This window comes from Planctomycetota bacterium (assembly GCA_021414025.1).
In the GTDB taxonomy this organism is placed as follows: domain Bacteria; phylum Planctomycetota; class Phycisphaerae; order Phycisphaerales; family SM1A02; genus SYAC01.
Genome location: JAIOPG010000006.1, coordinates 219886 through 243198 on the forward strand (window position 1 = coordinate 219886; position 23313 = coordinate 243198).

19 protein-coding genes are annotated in these 23313 nt (G+C 62.7%); 12 read left to right on the forward strand and 7 right to left on the reverse strand.

The window, feature by feature from the left end:
* Nucleotides 1–31: 31 nt before the first annotated feature.
* Genes pap through K8R92_08595 form a run of 4 tightly spaced genes read left to right on the forward strand, consistent with a single transcriptional unit; the run spans nt 32 to nt 4005 of the window.
* On the forward strand, nt 32–1507 hold the full coding sequence (gene pap / locus K8R92_08580) for a polyphosphate:AMP phosphotransferase (GenBank protein MCE9619952.1): 1476 nt from the start codon (nt 32–34) through the stop codon (nt 1505–1507).
* Between the two features lie 17 nt (nt 1508–1524).
* A complete protein-coding gene (locus K8R92_08585; protein MCE9619953.1) occupies nt 1525–2604 on the forward strand; it encodes a hypothetical protein in 1080 nt (359 codons plus the stop codon).
* Between the two features lie 16 nt (nt 2605–2620).
* Nucleotides 2621–3313, forward strand: a complete 693-nt coding sequence (locus tag K8R92_08590; protein ID MCE9619954.1) for an FkbM family methyltransferase — start codon at nt 2621–2623, stop codon at nt 3311–3313.
* Nucleotides 3310–4005, forward strand: coding sequence for an FkbM family methyltransferase (locus K8R92_08595; GenBank protein ID MCE9619955.1), 696 nt, complete (start codon nt 3310–3312; stop codon nt 4003–4005). The genes K8R92_08590 and K8R92_08595 overlap by 4 nt, the downstream gene beginning before the upstream one ends.
* 54 nt (nt 4006–4059) lie before the next feature.
* Here K8R92_08595 and K8R92_08600 read toward each other — a convergent pair whose 3' ends face one another.
* From K8R92_08600 to K8R92_08630, 7 genes are all read right to left on the reverse strand, one after another.
* Nucleotides 4060–5643, reverse strand: a complete 1584-nt coding sequence (locus K8R92_08600) for a hypothetical protein (GenBank protein ID MCE9619956.1) — start codon at nt 5641–5643, stop codon at nt 4060–4062.
* A gap of 84 nt (nt 5644–5727) precedes the next feature.
* Nucleotides 5728–6981 (reverse strand): hypothetical protein, encoded by a 1254-nt coding sequence (locus K8R92_08605; protein MCE9619957.1) that lies wholly within the window; start codon nt 6979–6981, stop codon nt 5728–5730.
* 208 nt (nt 6982–7189) lie between these two features.
* Complete coding sequence (locus K8R92_08610; GenBank protein MCE9619958.1) at nt 7190–8185, reverse strand: hypothetical protein; 996 nt, start codon at nt 8183–8185, stop codon at nt 7190–7192.
* A gap of 235 nt (nt 8186–8420) precedes the next feature.
* Nucleotides 8421–10310: a hypothetical protein gene (locus tag K8R92_08615; protein MCE9619959.1), complete on the reverse strand. Its 1890-nt coding sequence runs from the start codon at nt 10308–10310 to the stop codon at nt 8421–8423.
* A gap of 157 nt (nt 10311–10467) precedes the next feature.
* A complete protein-coding gene (locus tag K8R92_08620; protein MCE9619960.1) occupies nt 10468–12402 on the reverse strand; it encodes a hypothetical protein in 1935 nt (644 codons plus the stop codon).
* A 33-nt stretch (nt 12403–12435) separates the two neighbouring features.
* The gene (locus K8R92_08625; GenBank protein ID MCE9619961.1) at nt 12436–14199 is read right to left on the reverse strand and encodes a hypothetical protein; all 1764 of its coding nucleotides are present in this window, start codon (nt 14197–14199) and stop codon (nt 12436–12438) included.
* Between the two features lie 402 nt (nt 14200–14601).
* Nucleotides 14602–17169 carry a DNA translocase FtsK 4TM domain-containing protein gene (locus K8R92_08630; GenBank protein ID MCE9619962.1) on the reverse strand — a complete coding sequence of 856 codons (2568 nt, stop codon included), beginning with the start codon at nt 17167–17169 and terminating at the stop codon, nt 14602–14604.
* Between the two features lie 200 nt (nt 17170–17369).
* On the opposite strand from K8R92_08630, the gene K8R92_08635 reads away from it, so the two are divergent.
* The 8 genes from K8R92_08635 to K8R92_08670 are packed head-to-tail and all read left to right on the forward strand — an operon-like array spanning nt 17370 to nt 23311.
* The gene (locus K8R92_08635; protein ID MCE9619963.1) at nt 17370–17786 is read left to right on the forward strand and encodes a polyketide synthase dehydratase domain-containing protein; all 417 of its coding nucleotides are present in this window, start codon (nt 17370–17372) and stop codon (nt 17784–17786) included.
* 47 nt (nt 17787–17833) lie between these two features.
* Complete coding sequence (locus tag K8R92_08640) at nt 17834–18238, forward strand: acyl carrier protein (protein ID MCE9619964.1); 405 nt, start codon at nt 17834–17836, stop codon at nt 18236–18238.
* Between the two features lie 49 nt (nt 18239–18287).
* Nucleotides 18288–18806: a beta-hydroxyacyl-ACP dehydratase gene (locus K8R92_08645; GenBank protein MCE9619965.1), complete on the forward strand. Its 519-nt coding sequence runs from the start codon at nt 18288–18290 to the stop codon at nt 18804–18806.
* Between the two features lie 12 nt (nt 18807–18818).
* Nucleotides 18819–19373 carry a pantetheine-phosphate adenylyltransferase gene (gene coaD, locus K8R92_08650; protein ID MCE9619966.1) on the forward strand — a complete coding sequence of 185 codons (555 nt, stop codon included), beginning with the start codon at nt 18819–18821 and terminating at the stop codon, nt 19371–19373.
* Between the two features lie 3 nt (nt 19374–19376).
* Complete coding sequence (locus K8R92_08655) at nt 19377–20060, forward strand: MBL fold metallo-hydrolase (protein ID MCE9619967.1); 684 nt, start codon at nt 19377–19379, stop codon at nt 20058–20060.
* A 26-nt stretch (nt 20061–20086) separates the two neighbouring features.
* A complete protein-coding gene (gene panB, locus K8R92_08660; protein MCE9619968.1) occupies nt 20087–21013 on the forward strand; it encodes a 3-methyl-2-oxobutanoate hydroxymethyltransferase in 927 nt (308 codons plus the stop codon).
* Nucleotides 21000–22475 (forward strand): trypsin-like peptidase domain-containing protein, encoded by a 1476-nt coding sequence (locus K8R92_08665; protein ID MCE9619969.1) that lies wholly within the window; start codon nt 21000–21002, stop codon nt 22473–22475. The genes panB and K8R92_08665 overlap by 14 nt, the downstream gene beginning before the upstream one ends.
* Nucleotides 22472–23311: an ATP-binding cassette domain-containing protein gene (locus K8R92_08670; GenBank protein MCE9619970.1), complete on the forward strand. Its 840-nt coding sequence runs from the start codon at nt 22472–22474 to the stop codon at nt 23309–23311. Before K8R92_08665 ends, K8R92_08670 begins: the two co-directional genes overlap by 4 nt.
* Nucleotides 23312–23313: the final 2 nt, after the last annotated feature.

Below are 23313 nucleotides of genomic sequence, written 5' to 3' on the forward strand. Positions count from 1 at the left end.
GTCTATCCCATTCCGATACGATGACCGAGCCATGTTCGAATCCGCCGAGCTCGGGCACAGCATTACGGACCGCGCCTATGACCGGGCCGTGCCCAAGCTGCGCGAAGCCTTGCTCAAGGCACAGTACGAGTTGCTGGCGGACCGGACATTCCCGGTGGTCATCATCATCGGCGGCGTGGACGGCGCCGGCAAGGGCGAGACCGTCAACATCCTCAACGAGTGGATGGACCCGCGGTTCATCCTCACCAACGCCTTCGGCGAGATGTCGGACGAGGAGCGTGAGCGGCCGCGGATGTGGCGCTACTGGCGGGCGCTGCCGCCCAAGGGGCGCATCGGCATCCTGTTCGGAGGTTGGCATACGGACCCGATCGTCAATCGCGTCGTCGGTGCCACCAATGACAACCAGCTGGAGCTGGCCATGGAAGAGATCGTGCGCTTCGAGCGCATGCTGGCCGACGAGGGCGCACTGATCCTCAAGTTCTGGTTCCACCTCTCCAAGAAGGCCCAGAAGAAGCGGCTGAAGTCACTCGAATCCGACCCCAAGACGCGCTGGCGGGTGACCGACACCGACTGGCAGCGCTACAAGCTCTACGACCGCTTCCGCCAGGTTTCGGAGGAAGCGCTGCGCGAGACCAGCACGGGCTACGCGCCGTGGAATGTGGTCGAGGGCAGCGATCCGAACTACCGATACGTCACCGTGGGCCGCACCGTGCTCGATGCGCTCAAGAAGCGGCTCGCCGGCAAGCGGCCCCCGGTCAGCAAAGCCGCGGCGCTGACCGAGCCCGCGATCGACGGGCGCACGGTGCTTTCCAGCCTGGACTACGAAGCGAAAATCTCGCACAAGTCCTACGCCAAGAAGCTCGAGAAGTACCAGGGCGAGCTCAACATGCTCTGCCGCCACAAGAAGTTCCGGGAGAAGTCGATGATCATCGTCTTTGAGGGGGCCGACGCCGCAGGCAAGGGCGGGGCGGTCCGGCGCGTCACCGGTGCGCTGGACGCCCGCCACTACCAGGTGATCCCCGTTGCGGCGCCGACCGAGGAGGAGCGCGCCCAGCCCTACCTCTGGCGCTTCTGGCGGAACATGCCGCGACGCGGGCGCGTGACCATCTTCGACCGCTCCTGGTATGGCCGAGTGCTGGTGGAGCGCGTGGAGAAGCTCTGCTCCGAGGAGGACTGGATGCGCGCCTATCACGAGATCAACGACTTTGAGGAGCAGCTCGTCGAGGCCGGCGGCGTGGTGACCAAGTTCTGGCTGACCATCACCAAGGAGGAGCAGCTGCGCCGCTTCCATGCGCGCGAGAAGACCGCGTTCAAGTCCTTCAAGATCACCGCCGAGGATTGGCGCAACCGCAAGAAGTGGGGCGCCTACGAGCAGGCGGTCTGCGACATGATCGAGCGCACCAGCAACGACCTGGCCCCGTGGATCCTGGTGCCGGCCAACGACAAGTACAGCGCGAGGATCTCGATCCTCAAGACCTTGTGCGAACGCCTCGAAGCCGCGCTGTGATTCGATAGGATTGTCTGATGCGGTCTCCCACGTGCCATGTGCTTTTTGCTTTCGAGGCCGCATTTGCCATCGACCTGGCGCTGGCGGAAAAAGTGTTGGCCGCCGGCGCGGGCGGAGAGCCCTCGGGCGGACTGCTCAGCGGCGGCCGTAATCTCACCGGCGCGGACTTCCACCCGCGCCCGGTGCGCAGCGTGGTGCGTCTTGACCCCGTGGTGGTGGCCGCGTGGCACACCGCGGCCGAGTGCCGCGTCACCATCTACGACTTCGGCGCGATCAGCGTTTGCCTGGAGATTCCGCTCCATGGCCCGCTGGAGGCACTGCTGCCGCTGGCCCGCGCGCTCACCGGTAACCCGCAGCTCACCGAGGCGGCGCGAAAGGTTGCCCTGCAGGTGCTGGAGCGCATCGCCGCCGCGGTCACCAAGCCCCGGCTCGCTCCGCACGTCGAGGACTATGTGATCTACGCCATTCCAGCGCCTGCCGATGCCGGCTCAGCGCTGTCGATCGACCGCGAGTTCGTCGCGCGTCTGCTTCGCGCGGAAGAAAGCAGACTCTCCGAGGAGGAGACCGCCGACGCCTTCTCGCACACGGTGCGCTACGCCCCCAACGACCTCGCGGTGGTGGACTGGAACGCGGCGCTGCTGATGGACGACGATCCCGGCGCCTCCATCGCCGTGCTCGAGTTCGCCAACACCGAGCTGCTGGAGATGCGCCATCTCGACGACGAGCTGGACGCCTCGCTGGCCGAGGCCTACGGACTCAGCGCCAAGCACCTGAACCGGCGCCGCCTCTTCGCCGGCCGCACGGCACGCGACGCCAGCCGCCTGGCCGAAATGCAGATCGACGCCGCCACGATCTTCGAAGCGGTGAACAACGCCCTTAAGCTCTACGGCGACCAGTACCTGGCCCGGCTGCACTCCGCGGCCACGCGCCGCTTCCACACCGAGGACTACGAGCGCAGCGTGCTGCGCAAGGTGGAGACGCTCGAATCCATCTACGGCAAGATCCGCGACGCGCAGTCGCAGCTGCGCATGGAGATCCTGGAGTGGATCATCATTGCGCTGATCGCCTTTGAAGTGGGCATGTCGCTGCTGCGCTAGCGTTTAGACTTGTGCGATGAGCCGGCCCTTGCCACCGATCACCGACCCCGAGATCACTCCCCTCTATCTCCACAACCTGCTCGGCGCCACCGCCCGCGTGGTGCTGGAGATCGGCGCGCATCATGGCTGGAACACGGCGGGGTTCCTGAAGATCTTTCCCCATGCGTCGATCTACGCCTTCGAGCCCGAGCCCCGCGCCATCAAGAAGTTCAAGGCCAACGTGAGCAGCCCGCGCATCAAGCTCTTTGAGACGGCCATCGGCGCCGAGGATGGGCAGGCCCAGTTCCACGCCAGCAGCGGCGCGCCTCCCTACGACACGCCCGACATCGCCGAGGATTACCCCGACGGATACGACCAGTCCGGGTCGCTGCGCCTGCCCAAGGCCCACAAGGAGATCTGGCCCTGGGTCAAATTCGAGAAGACCATCACGGTGCCGGTGCGCAGCCTGGACAGTTGGGCGAAGGAGTACAAGATCGGTCCCGTCGACTTCATCTGGGCCGACATGCAAGGCGCCGAGGGCGACCTGATCAAAGGCGGCGCCGCCACGCTGGCGCGGACGCGCTACCTCTACACGGAGTACAGCGACGAGGAGATCTACGAGGGGGAGCCCACGCTGCAGAACCTGGTGGACATGCTGCCCAACTTCACGATCCTCAAGCGCTACCCCGACGATGTGCTGATGCAGAACATGGCATGGGTGGGGCGGTGAGCCGCGATCGCCTGCCGCCACTGAGCGAAGGCGAGGTTTCCCCCGCGTATCTGCGCGAGCAGGTCGGCGCCGAGGCGAGGGTGATCCTGGAGATCGGCGCGCATCACGGCTTTCACACGGCGGTGTTCCTCAAGATGTTTTCCGGGGCAATGATCCACGCGTTCGAGCCCGATCCCCGCGCCGCGGCGCGGTTCCGGACCAACGTCAGCGATCCCCGCGCGACCCTTCACGAATTGGCGGTTGGAGCCCAGGATGGACGGGCAAGCTTTCATGCCAGCAACGGAAAACTTCCCGACTGCACTCCGGAGGAAGCGGCGCATTATCTCAAGGGCTGGGACCAGTCCGGCTCCCTGCATGCCCCCAAGAAGCACAAGGAACTATGGCCCTGGGTCAAGTTCAACCGCATCATCACCGTCAATGTGCGCAGCCTGGACAGCTGGGCCAAAGAGCACCAGATCGGTCTCGTTGACTTCATCTGGGCCGACATGCAGGGGGCCGAGGGCGATCTGATCAAGGGCGGCGCCGCCACGCTCGCGCAGACGCGCTATCTCTACGCGGAGTACAGCGACAAGGAGATCTACGAGGGAGAGCCGACGCTACTGGAGCTGCTTGACATGCTGCCGAATTTTTCGGTCGACCGGCTGTATGCCGAAAATGTGCTTTTGAAAAACACGGCTCTGGCGGGCCGCTGAATCTCGAACGCGCGTCCAAGCGCGACGCAGGGAACCCATTCCGATCTCGCGCGATCAATGCTCGCGATGCACGCCGGCACGAGGCAGGGTTTCCCGCTCGCGCGGCCGGCTTTTGGTCCTCTGGCAGGGGCCGAAATCCAGCAGCAGCGAACCGATGTCTCCGCCGTCCACTTCGCCGGAGCCGTCCAGGTCGGTGACGCAGCCGAGGCAGGGACCGAAGTCCAGAAGGATCATGCCAAGGTCGCCGCCATCCACTTCACCCGATCCGTCGAGATCCGAAGGGCAGGGCTGACCCGGATAGTCCAGCAGCCGCGAAAGGATGCCTGTGGAATAGGCCAGGTAGCCCGACTCGTTCAGGTGCGCCTGATTGTTGCCGTTGCCCGCGTAGAAGTTCTCCGCGTCGGCGTCGGTCGCGGAGATGATCTTCTCGAGATTCAGATAGGTGACTCCCGGCTGCATCGTGTCAGGCCAGGCTTCCGCGCGCATCCGCACTTCGCTCAAGATGCTCTCCGCCCCGGCGAGTGGCGGCGCGTTAGTCGGGTGCGTGACGCTGCAGAGGAAGGCGAGGTTGTCGATGTCGCCTCCCGCCTGCGCAAATCCGCAGGTGATTGCGTCGATGATCTGTTCCATGCCTCCGGTCCACTGCAGGTAGCTGCTGGGGCCGTTGATGCCGCCGTTGACCCAGATCAGGACTCGCCCTGAGCCGCCTGCGGCCTTCTGCCGGGCGAGGATCTCTCCAAAGTAGAAGTTCCAGAAGGAGCTGCCCGCGCCAGTGATGTCCTGGGCCATGGTCGCGACGGTAGATCCGCCGTTGTAGTAGATGTTCGTGCCGCTGAAACCCTTGCGGAGCCGGTAGACGCTTTCGTAGACCGCGCCGGCGGGGCCGACCGCGGGGTTGCTGTAGTTCCACCCCGCGACGACGTAGGAGGAAGCCGGCATCACGAAGGGAGTCTCGACCGTGTCCAGGCTGTATCGGCCCGTGTTGGTGCCGGTCAACTCGGCCTGCGCCACCAATTCATGGGTCGTGGCGTTCCACACCGAAGGCTGAAGGCTGCCATTTCCATTGGGGAAAGTCGGAAAGACGACGCGGTAGATCAGCGGGGTTCCCGGCTCGCACCACGATCCATGGGCCGGGCTCACCGCGTAGTTCGACCAGTCCTGGGCTTGGCAGGAACTTCCCGGCGCGACATAGGCCCAGTCCATGCCGGCGGCCCCGCCCGGATGCATGGTCGAACGAGGGAGATAGTGGGCGTTGATTTGATCGGGACCATGCGCCGCACCTGAAAGAAGTTTTCCCGAGGGGGAGAGCGTCGCATGGGTCCAGCCGAAACTTGTTCCGTTCGAGCGGCTCTGGTGGTCGTTGCCCATCACGACCATGAGCGGCGACGCGTAGGGAAGGAATCCCTTGCCCAGGCAGGCGTTGATCAGACCCAGATTCCATCCGCCGGAATTGGGATAGCCCGCGTTCGAGTCGCCGATGGTGACGATGTCGAGTGAGTCCGCCCCCATGTGCAGATCGCGGAGGAAGTCCGAGGCGCGCTGCGAACCGAACACGGCGCGGGGCTGATCGGCGTCCGCGGCGCAGAGCGTGCCTGAGCCCACCAGCAGTGCCGTCAGAAAAAGGATTGCCCTCCGCATCATGAAATGTTACTCATGCAATGGGGGTTCCTATTTCATGCCAGCACAATTTCCCTGATTTGTTGGGAAAATTCCTCGAATGGTTCAGGGGCATGGTCCGAAATCAAGCAGCACCAGGCCGACATCGCCGCCGTCCACCTCGCCCGAGCCGTCCAAATCGGTCATGCAGCCGGGGCAGGGCCCGAAGTCGAGCAGGATCAATCCGATGTCGCCGCCGTCCACTTCGCCGGAGCCATCCAAGTCCATGGGGCACATGTTCGCCTGGATCGCCACGGTGTGGTATCCGCCCGCGGTCACCGCGCTGCATGGACCAAGATCCAAGGGCACCATCGATTGGCCGTAGTGCGGATATCCGGAATTGTCGGTGCCTGCGCCCCACACCACGACCATGCCGTCCTCACGGAGAGCCACGGTGTGGTAGATGCCCGCGGCGATTGCAACGCACGGCCCGAGATTTGGCGGGACCATCGATTGGCCGTACTCCTGCCCAGTCCCTCCGCCATTTGGGTCGTAGGTCATTCCCGTGCCCCAGCACACCACAGTTCCATCATCCTTGAGTGCGACCGTGTGCGAGTCGCCCACGGCGACGGCTTTGCAAGGTCCAAGCCCGGCAGGAACGATGCACTGGCCGTAGTTCGGCCACGCGCCGGAGTTGACGGTGCCCGCGCCCCAGCACACCACCGTTCCATCATCCTTGATGGCCGCGGTGTGATAGCCGCCCGCTGCGACAGCCTTGCAGGTGCCCAGCGCCGGAGGAAGGATCAATTGTCCGTAATCCGGCCAGAAGGAATTCACGGCTCCCGCGCCCCAGGCTTGCACCGTTCCATCGTCCTTGATCGCGACGGTGTGGAAGTAGCCCCCGGCAACCGCTTTGCAAGGTCCGAGCAACGGAGGCACGATGGCCTGTCCCATGTTCGGAAAATTTCCCTGCGGGGTGGCTTCCATGCCCCAGGCCCGGAGTGTGCCATCGTCCTGAATGGCTAGTCCGTGATAGGCGCCCGAAGCGAGGGCTTTGCAGGAGCCGAGATTTTCGGGAACGAGGCACTGACCAAACTCAATTCCCGACGCGCCGCCGAAGGCGACATCGGTGGTGCCCGCGCCCCAGGCGCGGACCGTTCCATCCGCCTGCAACGCCAGCGTGTGATAGGCGCCGCCCGCGACGGAGGTGCAATGGCCGAGGTCGCCGGGTACGGGAAGCTGACCGGATAAGTGATCGCCCCAGCCTACGACCGGACCGCCGCTGCCCAGCGCCGCCGAAGTCGCTGCAAGCGTGGAGAGGGCCGTCAGCACCGCGCTCGTGAGCATGTTCTGAAACTTGAAGGCAGGGGCTGATTTCATTTCGACGATCTCCGGAAAATGTTGTGGGGCAATTCAAAACCGAACGAACGGATGCCGCCGGCGGGGTCTGGCCGCGACGCCCACGCAGTATGACAGCGCATGGCTTTGAAGCAAACAAAATAAGGGTTTTCCGGAGGCGGAAATGGGCGAAATGAGCGACGAATCGACGGCACAACCAAGGGCGGTCCGGTCTGGCCGGCGCGGCCGGCTATTTCGTCTTGCCTTGCGTGCCGGTGTTCTTGGTGCCCGCGCCCCACACGACCACCGTGCCGTCGTTCTGCAGCGCCATCGAGTGATAGGAGCCCGCGGCGATTGCTTTGCAGGGGCCCAGATTCTCGGGAACGATGGACTGATTGTGATTGTTCAGCGACAGCGCAACGCGGGATCCCGCGCCCCAGGCGACGACGGTGCCATCGTCCTGCAGCGCGACGGTGTGGTAGTTGCCTGCGGCCAGCGCCTTGCAGGAGTTGAGCGTTTCCGGTACATCGATCTCGCCGTTCACGTTGCGGCCCCAGGCGACAACGGTTCCATTCTCCTGGATCGCCACGGTGTGGTAGCGCCCGGCGGTGATCGCCTTGCAGGGACCCAGATTCTGATGGATGACGGACTGGCCGTAGTTGACATCCATGGCGGTGTCGGAAATGCCCGCGCCCCAGCTGACAATGGTGCCGTCATCGCGCAGCGCCACCGAGTGGAAGTAACCGGCGGCGATCGCCTTGCAGGGGCCCAGGGTCTCGGGAATGATGGATTGCCCGTAGCCGGCGTAGCCCCAGGTGACGACCTTCCCGTCCTCCTGCAGCGCCATCGAGTGGTAGTTGCCCGCGGCGATCGCCTTGCATGGGCCAAGGGTCGCGGGCACTTTTGTCTGACCGTATTGGTTGTAGCCCCAGGCGACGACGGTTCCATCCTCGCGCAGGGCGAGGGTGTGCGATGAGCCGGCGGCGATCGCCTTGCAGGGGCCGAGCGTCTTGGGCACATTGCATTCGCCGCATCGGTTGAAGCCCCAGGCCACCACGGTTCCATTTTCCTGGATGGCCACGCTGTGTCCGCTGCCCGCGGCGATCGCCTTGCATGGGCCTAGATTCTTGGGCGGCGTGCCGGTGCCCCACACCACATCACCCGGCGTTGCTGCCAGCGCGGCGGGCGAGAGCGAAAGAGCCAAGACGGAGACAAACTTCAAGAGCGAAGCAGTGTGTGGATTCATAAATGGCTTTGGACAGTGATCCGCAAACCGGAAGGCTCGCGACCGTGCCCGCTTCCAAAGAAGAAGAGGCACCACCCCTTCCGTTGGCCGGTTGAGCCAAGTTCCCCGAATAGTCACCGTTAACCGAGTTTAATCATATATGCAGTTGCGATTGCCTATAACGATTTCAAAACCGCGTTGCTCGCGCGGATTCAATCAGATCGATGAGCGCAATGAATAGGTGATCACGGGCGCATCAAGGGCAAGCGCCAAACTCAAGCAGCACCATCCCGATGTCGCCGCCGTCCACTTCGCCGGAGCCGTCGAGGTCGGTGACGCAGCCGGGGCAGGGGCCGAAGTCCAGCAGGATCATGCCGATGTCGCCGCCATCCACTTCGCCGGAGCCGTCAAGATCCATGGGGCAGGGAACCGCAGGAGATTGAATCACGACTGAATGCGCATAGCCCGCAGCAATAGCAATGCAGGGTCCGAGCGTTCCCGGCACATCGAATTGACCGTAACTATTTATGCCATTCACATAGACTCCCGATTCCCAGGCCACAACGGTTCCATCCTCCTGCAAAGCAATGTCGTGAAGGACACTTGAGGCAATCGCTTTGCAATTGCCGAGGGTTAAGGGGAAAGGAGACACACCCCACAGCACGACCGTTCCATCTTCTTTGAGAGCCACAGTTTGGTCCGATCCAGCAGCAATTGCTTTGCAAGCTCCCAGGGTCGCAGGAACATTGCATTGGCCACTACCGTTGTAGCCCCAAGCCACAACAGTTCCATTTTCTTGAAGTACCACTGAGTGATATTCGCCCGCTGAAATTGCTTTGCAGGGACCAAGCGTCGCTGGCACGATGCATTGACCATTGGAATTGCTGCCCCAAGCGGCGACGGTCCCATTTTCCCGCAAACCCAAGGTGTGATACCGACCTGCTGCAATCGCTTTGCAGGCGCCGAGAGTCGCGGGCACAGTGCATTGCCCCTTGGAGTTGTAGCCCCAAGCCACAACAGTTCCATTTTCTTGAAGCGCAACGGAGTGGAAATAGCCCGCGGCAACCGCTTTGCAAGCGCCAAGGGTTGCGGGCACGATTGATTGGCCTAAGTGCGGGCTATTAAAACCTCCACCTATTGTCGTTCCCGCTCCCCAGGCCACAACGGTTCCATTTTCCTTGAGGGCCAGCGTGTGGACATAGCCCGCAGCTACGGCTTTGCAGTCGCCAAGAGTCGCCGGCACATTGATCTGTCCATAGTTTTTGTGGCCCCAAACGACGACAACGCCATCATCCTGAAGTGCCACGGCATAGTCATATCCCGCAGCGACGGCCTTGCTGGCGCCAAGAGTCGCAGGAACAGCGGTTTGGCCGGAGTCATCGTCACCCCACGCGACAACAGTCCCATTTTCCCGAATGGCCACGGAGAGTTTGACGCCCGCAGAGATTGCTTTGCATGCGCCAAGATTTGCAGGCACCACATTGGCGTTGCCAATACCCCAACTCACCACGGTTCCATCTTCTTGAAGAGCTATCGAGTGCCAGTAGCCCGCGGCAATTGCCTTGCATGCTCCAAGATTCGCAGGCACCTTTGATTGTCCATTGTCGAAACCATTCGTGCCTTGCGTGGCTCCTGCGCCCCAGGCGACGACCGTCCCATCTTCCCGCAATGCAACGGTGTGGTAAAGGCCCGCCGAAATGGCTTTGCAGGGTCCAAGAGATGCGGGCACGATGGATTGGCCTTTGTGCGGATTAAATCCGCTTGCACTTACCGTCGTTCCCGCCCCCCAGGCCACGACCGTTCCGTCTTCCTTGAGGGCCACGGTGTGCCAGTGACCTGCGGAAATTGCTTTGCAAGCACCAAGTGACGCGGGCACGATTGATTGGCCGTAGTTTATGCTGCTGTTCGTATTTGTTGTACCGGCGCCCCATGCCACGACCGATCCGTCCTCCTTTAGAGCTACGGTATGGAATTCTCCCGCGGAAATTGCTTTGCAGGCACCAAGATTTGCGGGCACGATGGATTGGCCGTAGTTGTTGCCTGAATGCGAATTTGTAGTTCCAGCACCCCAAGCCACGACCGTTCCATTTTGCTGAAGAGCCACGGTGTGATATTGACCCGCGGCAATTGCTTTGCACGAACCCATTGCGGGAAGGGGGAGATCAACCCCCCATGCCACGACGGGTCCGGCGTCAGTCGCGAGCGCAACAGGTGCGGGCATCGCAACGAGCGCGGCTGAAACGGTCAGGCAATTAAAAACAATTTTCATTCAGGCTCGCATTCATCAATTGCAACTCAAAAGTTTACTGACACGCCCCGAACTCAAGCAGCACCATTCCGATGTCGCCGCCGTCCACTTCGCCGGAGCCGTCGAGGTCGGTGGGGCAGCCGGGGCAGGGGCCGAAGTCGAGCAGGATCATGCCGATGTCGCCGCCATCCACTTCGCCGGAGCCGTCGAGGTCGGTGGGGCAGGGTGGTTGCGATTGAATAGCCAACGCATGGTGATAGCCGGCAGCGATGGCGTCACAGGGACCAAGCGTCGATGGCAACATGATCTGTCCATAGTCATCTTGACCCCACGCAACCACGGTTCCGTCAACTCGAAGTGCAACGGTGTAGTAGGAACCCGCCGCTATGGCGCGACAGGGACCGAGGTCCCCGGGGATGGTCGATTGACCGTAGTTGTTGCGGCCCCAGGCGACGACCGTTCCGTCTTCCTGCAGGGCGACGGTGTGATTGCTCGCGGAAATCGCCTTGCACGCTCCAAGGGTCACCGGCACATTGCATTGCCCATAGCTGTTGTTTCCCCAGGCCACAACCATTCCATCTTCGCGAATTGCCACAGTGTGATATCCGCCTCCGGCGATGTCCTTGCAGGGGCCAAGTGTCGCAGGCACAGTGCATTCTCCATGGAAGTTGTAGCCCCAGGCGACAACGGAGCCATCGATTTTGATCGACAAGGAGTGTTCCGCACCCGCCGCAATCGCCTTGCAGGCGCCAAGGGACGCGGGAACATTGCATTCGCCTTGCGTGTTGTCGCCCCAGGCCACAACGGTGCCGTCTTCCTTCATTGCCACGGTGTGGTAAGAGCCCGCAGCAATGGCCTTGCACGCTCCAAGAGACGGGGGAACGATGGATTGGCCGAGGCCGAATATTCCTGAATAGCTGGTGCCTGCTCCCCACGCCACGACGGTGCCATTTTCCTGGAGCGCCACGGTGTGCCAGATGCCCGCGGCAATCGCCGTGCAGGCGCCAAGCGACTCGGGCACGGTGGATTGACCGTAGTAGCCGAAGCCCCAGGCCACAAGGACTCCATCGGCAGTGATCGCCACGGTGTCTTTACTACCCGCGGCAATCGCGATGCAGGCTCCCAGATCGCCAAGCACATTGCATTGACCATAGGTGTTGTCACCCCAGGCAACAACGGTTCCATCTAGCTTCATCGCCACGGTGTGATTGAGGCCGGCGGCGATTGCCTTGCATGGACCAAGCGATGCCGGAACCGTGGCCTGGCCCAAGCTGTTGCTTCCCCAGGTGACAACGGTGCCGTCATCTTGGAGCGCAACTGTGTGACCATTTCCCGCAGCAACCGCCTTGCAGGTGCCAAGCGACACGGGCACATTGCATTGGCCGGATCCGTTGGAGCCCCAGGCAACCACCGCTCCAGTTTCCTTCACGGCCACGGTGTGATTCATGCCTGCCGTAATTGCTTTGCATGCTCCGAGAGTCACGGGCACGATGGCTTGCCCAAAGTTGTTGTTCAGGCCCGTATTGGTTGTCCCGGCACCCCAGGCCACAACGGTCCCGTCATTCTGGATGGCCGCGCTGTGGTACTGGCCGGCAGCGACGGCTTTGCATGCTCCAAGACTCGCGGGCACGATGGCTTGGCCATATTCGCTGCCGGAACCGGTATTGGTCGTTCCCGCGCCCCACGCCTCGACAGTCCCATTGTTCTTCAAGGCCAAGGAGTGATAGCGACCTGCTGCAATCGCTTGGCATGCACCCAGAGATGCTGGGACATTGCATTGACCGTTGGAGTTGGAACCCCAGGCCACGATGGTTCCGTTGTTCAGACGCGCTAATGTGAAATCCCAACCACCTGCAACGGAATTGCAAGTTCCATAAAGTGGAGGCGACCCCCAGGCCACGACCGGTCCGGCATCGGTGGCGAGTGCAACGGGTGAGAAAGCGGCGACAACGGTGGCGGCGACTGTCAGGAATTTGGAAATGTTCTTCATGTGGTCTCGTTTCAATGTGGTCACTCCAAATAATTACGGACACGCCCCGAACTCAAGCAGCACCATCCCGAGGTCGCCGCCGTCCACTTCGCCGGAGCCGTCCAGGTCGGTGGGGCAGCCGCCGCAGGGGCCAAAGTCAAGCAGGATCATGCCGATGTCGCCGCCATCCACTTCACCGGACCCGTCGAGGTCGGTGGGGCAGGGTGCTGGTGCTTTGATCGCCATTGTGTGATATCCACCCGCTGTAATCGCACTGCAAGTTCCTAGGTCTTCAAGCACGCTGCATTGACCGAATTCGCTGTCACCCCAGGCCACAACGGTTCCATCTTCTTTGAGAGCGACCGCATGTTCGGTGCCCGCCGCGATCGCCTTGCAAGCGCCGAGCGTCGCCGGCACATTGCATTGACCGTATTGGTTGTCACCCCATGCGACAACGGTTCCATCTTCCTTAAGAGCCATGGTGTAAAACCCGCCCGCTGCAATTGCTTTGCAGGGTCCAAGATTTGCAGGAATCATTGCCTGCCCATAGTTGTATTGCAGTCCCGTATTCGTTGTCCCAGCACCCCACGCCCTGAGTGTTCCATCTTCCTGGAGAACCACAGAGTGGATATAGCCCGCGGCAACTGCTTTGCACTCGCCAAGGTTTGCAGGCACACTGAGCTGGTTGTAACCATTGTTGCCCCAAGTCACGATGGATCCGTTGTCCTTTAGCGCAATGATGTAATAGGCACCTACGGCAACATCTTTGCAAGCGCCAAGATTTGCGGGAACTATATTTTGGCCCTGTTCGTTGTTGCCCCAAACCACGACGGTTCCATTTTCCTTGATCGCAGCGCTGTTCCAGTTGCCGGCAGCAATCGCTTTGCATGCGCCAAGGGTCGCAGGCATGACGGATTGGCTGTAATTCGGGGGACCGCCTCCGCTGAATTTTCCGGCGCCCCACGCCACAACGGTTCCATCGGCTTGCAATGCCAGCGAGTGTTCGTCTCCCGCTGCGATTGCTTTGCATCCTCCCAGGGTTGCTGGCACGATGGCTTGGCCGGCAGCGTAGGAACCCCAGTTAAAGACGGTTCCAGTTTCCTGAACGGCAACAGAGCGGTCAAAGCCTGCCGCGATTGATTTGCAGGCGCCAAGATTTGAAGGCACAAAGGTCTGTCCATAGTGATTCGTCCTGCCCCAGGCCACTACCGTTCCATCGTCCCGAAGCGCAACAACGTGAAAATTGCCCACCGCAATCGCCTTGCAAGGTCCAAGTGTCGCAGGCACAGTGCGTTGTCCGTAGCCATTGGAACCCCATACAACGGCGGTTCCATCTTCCTTGAGAGCCGCGGAGTTGTAGAAGCCCGCCGCAATTGCCTTGCAAGCACCAAGTGTTCCAGGCACATTGTTTTGGAGTGCGCCATTTTCGCCCCAAGCCACGACGGTTCCATCCTCTTTGAGAGCCAGGGTGTGGTTTCCGCCAGCAGCAATTGCTTTGCATGCGCCAAGTGTCGCTGGCACCATGCATTGTCCGTTTGCATTGTTTCCCCAGGCCACGACGGTTCCATCTTCCTGAAGGGCAACGGAGTGGTAGGAGCCTGCAGTGACCGCCTTGCATGCGCCAAGAGTTACGGGGACATTGCATTGTCCGCTGTTGTTTTGACCCCAGGCCACGACAGTTCCATTATCTTGCAGAGCAAGGTTGTGTCCGGAGCCCGATGCAATTGCTTTGCACGCCCCAAGAGTTGCAGGCACATTACATGCACCATTTGCATTCTCGCCCCACGCCACGACATTTCCATTTTCCTGTAAAGCCAATGAGTGATACGAGCCTGTCGAACCTGCTTTGCATACTCCAAGCGTTGCCGGTGGCGAACCAGCGCCCCAAGCTGCGACAGTGCCGTCGGCAAGTGCGGCCGTTGAAAATACGATTGAAAGGGAGACGGCGGCGAACGCAACAAGGCGGGCGAGATGTCGATTCATTGGGGACTTCCGGAACAAGGATTGAGATGGCGGCCAAATCCGGCCAGACCATCTATATGGATAATGAGACACAACCCATTTCGGGCAGATTTGGGCAGTGGTTCCGGATTATCAGCCTAAAACCTGATTTATCTGGTGAATGAAGCTCAACCCCCAATATCAGAGCCGAAACAGCGAGTTTGTAAATGAAAAGAGGTGCCCTTGCGGGCACCTCTTAGTGAAGTCCTTCAGCTCGTGTCAGTTCTTGTACTCGCCCTCGAACTCCGCAGGCACGCTCGGATCGACATCATCGGACGCGGTGGCGCCGAGATTGTCCGGATCGGTGTCCGTGCCGGGAGCGGCTACTTCCATCTCGCACATGCGGTGCCAATCATCCAGCGTGATCAGCACCTCGCGCGCGACGCTGCCCTTGTGATCGCTCAGGATTCCGGCCTGGCCCATCTGGTCAATCAGACGGCTTGCCCGGCCATAGCCGATCGCCATGCGGCGCTGCAGCAAGCTCACGCTTCCGCGATTCGATTCAATGACGATCTCGACCGCTTTCTCGAACATCGGGTCGCGATCGCCGCCATCGCTCGCCGCGCAGCCGCCGTCGCGGTTGTCATGCTCCACGGCGGCCTTGGTGCCGCGGATCGCGACCAGCGATCGCTCGAACGAGGGCCGGGCCACATCCTTCAGGAAGCGGGCCACCTTGCGGGTCTCGCTCTCGGTGACCAGCGTGCCCTGGGCGCGGCGCAGCTCGCTGCTGCTTGGCGTGAGCACCATCATGTCGCCCTGTCCCAGAAGCAACTCGGCGCCCTTCTGATCCAGCACGATGCGGCTGTCCATGCCGCTGGCAACCTTGAAGCTGATGCGGCAGGGCATGTTGCTCTTAATGAGACCGGTGACCACATTCGCCTGCGGCCGCTGCGTGGCAAGCACCAGGTGGATGCTGACCGCGCGCGCCTTCTGGGCGATGCGCACGATCGACTGCTCCACTTCCTTGTGGGACATGATCAGGTCCGCGAGCTCGTCCACCACGAAGACCATCGCGGGCAGCTTCTTCGGGATGCGCGCCTTCTCCAGATCGTTGGCGGGCTTGAGCCGTTCGAAGAGTTCCGCTTCGCCCAGCGCGTTGTAGGAAGTGACATCGCGGCAACCCACGCTCTTGAGCAGCTCGTAGCGCTCCTCCATCTTGTCCACGGCCCACTCCAGGATGCCGGCTGCCTTGGTCATCTCGGTCACGACCGGGCACATCAGGTGCGGAATCTCGGCGAACTGGCTCATTTCCACCATCTTGGGATCGATCAGGCAGAGCTTGAGCTCATCCGGCCGCTTGGTGTAGAGCCAGCCCATGATGATGGTGTTCATGCAGACGCTCTTGCCGCTGCCGGTAGTGCCGGCGATCAGCATGTGCGGCATCTTGGCCAGATCGATCACCATCGGCTCGCCCGAGGAATCCTTGCCCAGGAAGGTCGGCAGCATCATGCCCTGCGCGTGGCCGCCGCTCATGAGCTCCTTGAGCAGCACCTTCTCCTTCTGCTTGTTGGGAACCTCGATGCCGATCGAGGTGCGACCCACCATGTTGGGAATGATGCGGATGTTTGGGGCTTGCAGCGAGCGCGCGATGTCGGCGGCGATCGTCTGCAACCTCGCCACGCGCGTGCCTGGGGCGAGCTCGACGGAGTAGAGCGTGACCACGGGTCCGCTCTCGATTCCGGTCACCTCGCCATCGATCAGGAAGGTGTGCAGGGCCTGCTCGAGCACCTGAGCCTGGTCGCGCACATAGGTCTCCATCGTCTCGGACCAATTGCCGACCGGGTCTTCGAGCAAATCCAAACCGGGGAACTGGTAGCCGTCGTAGTTCTCCTGCCGGGGAATGTCCTCGTCGCGGGCGACCACGGTGTTGTTGCCGGCCATGCGCAGCGGAAGCTTGGCGATCTTGGCCTTGAGCTCCTCCTCGGTCAGCGTGCGCGGAGCGGGGATGGGTTCGGCGGCGGCGTCTTCGCGATCCTCCGCCGTTTCCTCGGACTCCTCCTCGTCGGATTCCTCGTCCTCTTCGTCCTCGTCGTCCTCGTCGGAATCCTCATCTTCCTCGGTGATTTCGTCGATTTCCTCGGCGTCCTCATCTTCGTCGTCGTCATCCGACGCTTCGTCGGAGTCCTTCTCTTCCTCCTTCTCGTCGGCTTCGAGCACTGCCGAGTTGGAGGAAGCGCCGCTCTTGGCGACTGCGCCGGCCTTCGCCGTGGCCAGCGCCAGGTTCAGCACTGCGGGACGGGTGCGCAACTTGGCCATGAAACTCTTCCAGTCCACGTCGCGCATCGGCGCCGACCAGTTCCAGAAGTGGGAGAAGTGGCGGGGCAGCGCGAAGACGATCTCATCCATGCAGACCACGGCGCCCAGGGCCAGCGCCGTCAGCAGCGCCAAGCTTGTGGCGGTGGCGCTGAAGCGAAGTCGCAGCTCCTCGGCGATCCACTGCGGCACCAGTCCGGCTTCGCAACCGGTCAGAGATCCGAGCCGCGGAAACCACAGCGCGTGGATCGCGCTGAAGGCGAGCATCATCAGGCAGGCGCCGAAAGTCCGCACCAGCGGATGCGTCACGCGGCGGCCACTGGCGATGGCGCCCAGTCCGATCGCGAAGGCGATCATGGGCAGCCACGCGCCGAAGCCCACGCCCATATAGATCCAGTAGGCGAGCGTGGCGCCGAGTCGGCCCATCAGGTTGCTCGCCGGGTTTGAATGGATCGCCACCACATGGCTTGGCCAGTCCGACGCGCTGAAAGTCGTCATCGCCAGAAAGAGGAAGACCCAGACTCCGGCGGCCATGATCCAGGATGCGCGGCGGGCGAAAGTGGGTGCGGGGAGGTCGCTGAAGGACCCGGAAGAACCAATAGATGCTGAGCGTGCCATGGCTCCATAGATCGGAAAAATGGCGGTTTCTTCGTCACAATTGGCGTTTGAGTGGTTTGGCGGGGGGCGGCTTCGGGATGGAGCCAAGACGGCGGCACTTGGTTAGCATCGAATCCGTGAAATTCAAACTCATCGACGCGGTTCTGGAGCGGAGCGAGGATCGCATCGTGGCGATCAAAAACGTCACCTCCGCCGAGGAATACCTCGCCGATCACTTCCCGGATTTCCCGGTTCTGCCCGGGGTTTTCATGCTTGAAGCCATGGTTCAGGCCGCCCGCGAGCTGCTCAAGGATCAGACCAAGGTCCGACTGGTGCTGGGCAACGTCCGCGCCTTGCGCTACGGCAGTTTCGTCCGCCCCGGCGAGGCCCTGCAGGTGGAAGTCATCCGCGAAAAAATTCATGAAGATGGCTCCTTCGGGCTGAAAGGATCGGCCGTGGTGGTTCGATCCACCGGCCCCGGCGAAACAGCCGTCTCCGGCCGCTTTACAATGCGTCCGGTTCGAACCCAAGCCGCCGTCGCGGCCAGTCACTAGCACCGCCGCCTTCCGAGGCGGCTTCACCACTGAATGGAGATTTCACATTGTCATTTGATCGCAAGCAGATTGAGGATGGCGTTCGCGAGGTTCTTGAGGAGGCCCTGGGCGTCGACGCCGAGGATGTCACGCCGACGGCCACGCTCACCGGCGACCTGGGCGCGGAGAGCATCGACTTCCTGGACATTCAGTTCCGCCTGGAGAAGAAGTTCTCCACCGCCGCCAAGCCCTTCAAGATCGAGCAGGGCGCGCTCTTCCCCGAGAACATGCTGCAGGACACGAGCATGGTGGAGAATGGCAAGGTGACCGACAAAGGACTGCAACTTTTGAAGGAAAAACTGCCGCATATCGACTTTTCCGGCTTCGCCAACGACCGCTCGGTGGGCAAGCTCAGCGAGGTCTTCACCGTCAAGAGCCTGACCGACTTCGTCGACCGCCGACTCAAGGGCTGATTCGCTTTCGCCTTTGCCGCCACGACTCTCCCGACCAAAGGAATTGACCATGCGCTGGATGTGGGTTGACATGATGGTGGCCTTCGAGCCCGGCCGCCGCCTGACGGCGGTGAAGAACGTGAGTCTGGCCGAAGACCACATGCACGACCATTTTCCCGAGCAGCCGATCATGCCCGCGTCGCTGATGCTGGAAGGCATGGCCCAGACCGCGGGCGTGCTGGTGGGCAGCACCCGCGACTTCAAGGAGAAGGTCATCCTCGCCAAGATCGGCTCCGCCACCATCGACCAGGATGTGGTGCCCGGCCAATCCATCCGCTACGACGCGGTCATCGAGCGCGTGGACGATTCGGGGGCGAGCACCAAGGGGGTCATCTCCAGTTTCGACCACCGGACCGGCGTCTGGACTGACATCGGCACCACCGAGATCGTCTTCAGCCACATTGATAACAACCGCAGCGGCCTGAACTTTCCCAAGGAGAACTTCGTTTTCGGCGAGAATTTTCGGCGCCTGCTCAACGCGGCGGGATTGACCAAGGTCATGTCCGCCGCCGGAGTCTCCGGCCCCTAGGGCCGCGCCGCCATGCATCATCTCGCCGTCTACGCCGGATCCTTCGACCCCATCACGCTGGGACACATCGACGTGCTCGAGCGCAGCCGCGGCATCTTCGACGAGGTCGTGCTGGCCATCGGCATCAACATCGACAAGCCGCCGCTTTTCACCATCGAGGAGCGCCGCGAGTTCGCCCAGATCCTGGTGGACCGGCTGCAGAAGAAGAATCCCAAGGGCGGCAAGATCCGCGTGGAGAGCTACAACGGCCTCACCACCGATTTCGCCCGCAAGCAAAATGCGTCGGCGATCATCCGCGGCATCCGCAATGTCACCGACCTCGCCGCGGAGTGCCAGCTGGCGATCACCAACCGCCAGGTCGCCGAGATCGAGACCGTCTTCATTTTGACCGGCGAGAGCTACGCCTATGTCTCCAGCAGCCTGATCAAGCAGATCGCCGCTTTTGGCGGGGATTTGCAGCGACTTTCGGCGCTGGTGCCTCCCGAGGTGATCGCCGCGCTGGAAGCCAAGCGCCGCGACCCCAACGATCCGCTGAGCCGACTGGCCAAGGAGTCCGCGGCGGATTGATTCATGGCGGCGAGCTACCGGATCATCTCCATCGGCGCGATGTCGGCGCACCCGCTGTGGGGCGAGAAGTCCGATGTCCGCGCCGCGCACGCCACCATCACGCTGGTCATTTCCGGCGACGCGCACATTCTGGTTGACCCATCGCTGCCGGCGCAGATCCTGCTGCCGCGCCTTGCGGAGCGGGCCGGCAAGAACGCCGACTTCATCACGCATGTTTTCCTGACCAGCTTCCATCCGATCCGCCGAAGAGGGCTGGACGCGTTTCCCAATGCAATCGTTTTGATCTCGGAAGGTGAGCGGCGCGGCGTGCGCGAGCAGCTCGATGAGAAGCTGGAGCAGGCCCGCAAGGAAAAGGATGGCGACTTGGCGCGACTGCTCCACGACGAGATCAACACGCTCAACGAGTGCGAGATCGCCCCGGACAAACTGGCCGATGGCGTGGATCTCTTTCCGCTGCCGGGAGTCACGATCGGCTCCGCTGGCCTGCTGTTGCCGGCGCCCAGCGCCACCATCCTGATCGCCGGCGACGCGGTGGCGACCTCGGAGCACTTGGAGCAGGGCCGCGTGTTTTCCCCTTGTTTCGACATCGAACAGGCCCGCGAATCGCTTTCGGAAGCCATCGAGATCGCCGACGTGATCGTGCCCGGCCGCGACAATCTCATCGTCAATCCGATCCGTCGGTTTTAAGGGAAAACGGGCTACCATTGGCCACCGTGGAGCCCGACAACACCCCATTGAACGAATCGCTCGCCACCAGCCGCAGCGCCGACGCCGGCCGCGGAGAGGCCGTCACGCTGCGCACCCTTGCCCGCATGGCCCGGGAGCAGAAGCGCTTCGCCTGCCTGACCTGCTACGACGCCACCACGGCGCGCTGGCTCGACCGCGCGGGGATCGAAGTGCTGTTGGTGGGCGACACCGCCGCCGAGGTGATCCTGGGTCACACCGCGACCATCCACGCGCCGCTTGATTTCATGATCGAGATCACTGCGGCCGTCAAGCGCGGCGCGCCGCGCCGGGTGGTGATGGCGGACATGCCCTTCCTTTCCTATCAATGCGAACCCGACCAGGCCATCCGCAACGCGGGGCGCTTCCTGACCCAGGGCATGGCCGACTGCGTCAAGATGGAAGTGGATCGATCCTTCGCGCCGCTGGTGGAGCGGATGGCGCGGGCGGGAATTCCCGTGGTCGCGCATGTCGGCAGCCGTCCGCAGCAGGCCAAATTGAAGGGCGGATATTTCTCGGCCGGAAGAACCGCGGAGGAAGCAGTCCGTATCGTCGCCGATGCATCTGCCTTGGAGGCCGCCGGCGCCGGCATGTTGCTCGTTGAAGCCTGCCCCCCCGAGGTAACCCAGTTGATCGTCGAACGAGCCACCATTCCCGTCATCGGCTGCGGAGCCGGAGCCAGTTGCCACGGGCAAGTCGTGGTGCTGCAGGACATTCTCGGCATGAGCGAGTGGCAGCCCGCCTTCGCGCGGCCGATGGCTGCGGTGGGCAAGGCGATCGAGAGCGGCGCCGCGGCCTTCGCGGATCTGGTTCGCTCCGGAAAATTGCCGGGCACGACTTACCGCATGGAGGCCGCCGAGCAGGAGAAGCTGCGGGCCATGCTGCGATCGGGAACCGACACCCATGCGGCGCATTGAATACCTCGGGCCATCGCTGGTGGTGCTGGCCGCGGCGGGGGCCTTGCTCTTTGTCGGCCCGGCAGCGGTGCGGCAGGTGACCCAGGGCATGACCGCCATCCAAATGAACAACGCCGAGGACCGGCTGCACTCAGGCTCGCTGCTGGACCAGCTCTCGCAGGCCACGCGCGACGTCGCCACTTTCGTCGAGCCGAGCGTGGTGCATGTGAGCAGTTCCGGTTCCGCGGGCGGTCGAGCCGGCAATCGCGGCTTCATCAACTCAGGCAGCGGCTGGGTCTACGACGCGCAGGGACACATCGTGACCAACGCCCATGTCGTGGAGGGCGCCTCGCGCCTGGAAGTGCAGATGGTCGATGGCGAGCGCCGCGAGGCGAAGCTGCTCGGTGCAGATTTGCGCACGGACATCGCAGTCCTTCAGGTCGACACGCGCGGGCTGGTGCCGGCCCAGCGGGCCGCCCAGGATCCGCAGCAGGGTGACATGGTCTTCGCCTTCGGAAGCCCCTTTGATTTCCGCTTCTCCATGAGCAACGGCATCGTCTCGGGGTTGGGCCGCGCCGCGGGCATCTCCGACATCGAGTACGAAAATTTCATTCAGACCGACGCCGCGATCAACCCCGGCAATTCCGGCGGACCGCTCACCAACACCAAGGGCCATGTCGTGGGCATGACCACCGCCATCGCCACCGGCCGCGGCAATGGCGTCTCGCAGGGGCAGTTCGCCGGCATCGGCCTGGCGATTCCCATCTCGATGATCGACAACGTGGTGGACCAGCTCATCGACCATGGCGAAGTGGTGAAGGGCTACCTGGGCGTGTCGACGGGCGACATGGAGGAACTGATCCGGATGCGCGTGCGCGACCCGCTGCTGCAGACCACGGCCCGGTATTTCCAGGGCGACGGCGCCGTGGTGACCTTGGTCAGTCCTGCGAGCCCGGCCGAGGCCGCGGGATTGAAGATCGGCGATGTGATCACCCAGTTCGGCGGGCAGCGCATCCAGAATGCCGGGCAGTTGCGGGCGATGATCGCCTCGCGGCAGCCGGGCGAGACCATCAACATCGATCTGTGGCGGCCCGATGTTGAGAAGAAGAGCGGCCTGCCGACCTCCACGCAGGTGGTCATCGTGCAGTTGAAGCCGGAGACCAATGCGGAGTGGGCCGTGAAGGCGCTGGAAAACGTCGGCATCAAGAAGCTCGCCACGGCCACCGAAGCCGCCGCGCAGCAGTACGGCGTCTCCTTCGAGCGCGGCGTGATGGTGGAGGAGGTCGTTCCCGGCTCGAGCGTCGCCGGCATCCTGCCCGCGGGCACGCTGATCACCGAGGTCTTCGGCCAGCGCGTCAGCAACCTCGACGACTTCTACGCGCGGATCCGGCGGCAGATCGGGGCGACGCGCGCGAACGAGCTGGTGCTGGGTGTGCGACAGGCCAATGGCAGTGTCGCTCAGGTGCAGGTTCCATTGCGATGAACTCAAAGCATCTCCTTGAAGTCCGCGATCTCAAGACCTGGTTCCCAGTGCGCCGCGGCATTTTGCAGCGGGTGACCGGCCATGTGAAGGCCGTCGACGGCGTCAGCTTTACGCTGGACAAGGGGGAGACGCTGGGCCTGGTGGGCGAGTCCGGCTGCGGCAAGACCACGGTCGGGCGCACGCTCTTGCGGCTGGTCGAGCACGCCGGCGGCCAGGCGATCTTCGAAGGCAAGGACATCTTCGCGATGAACTCCGCCGAGCTTCGCCAGGCGCGGCGCAAGATGCAGATCATCTTCCAGGATCCCGGCGGAAGTCTGAACCCGCGCATGCGCGTGGGGCGCATCGTGGGCGAGCCGATCGAGGTGCATGGACTGGCCACCGGCGACGAGCTGCGCGATCGCGTGGAGAAATTGCTGGAGCGCTGTGGCATGTGGCCCGCCGCCGCGGACCGCTATCCGCATGAGTTCAGCGGCGGCCAGCGGCAGCGCATCGGCATCGCCCGCGCTCTTGCCTTGAACCCGGCCTTGATCGTCTGCGACGAGCCGACCAGCGCGCTGGATGTCAGCATTCAGAGCCAGATCCTGAATCTGCTCAAGGATCTGCAGGACGAATTCCAATTGTCCTACCTCTTCATCAGCCACGACATGGCGGTGATCCACCACATCTGCGACCGCATCGCCGTGATGTACGACGGCAAGATCGTGGAGGAGGGCCCGCGTGACGAGGTCATCCACCGGCCGCAGCATCCCTACACCAAGGCGCTGCTCAGCGCCGTGCCCGAGGCCGATCCGCGCCGCAAGCGGACGCGCATTTCATTGCAGGGCGTGCGGGTTTGAAG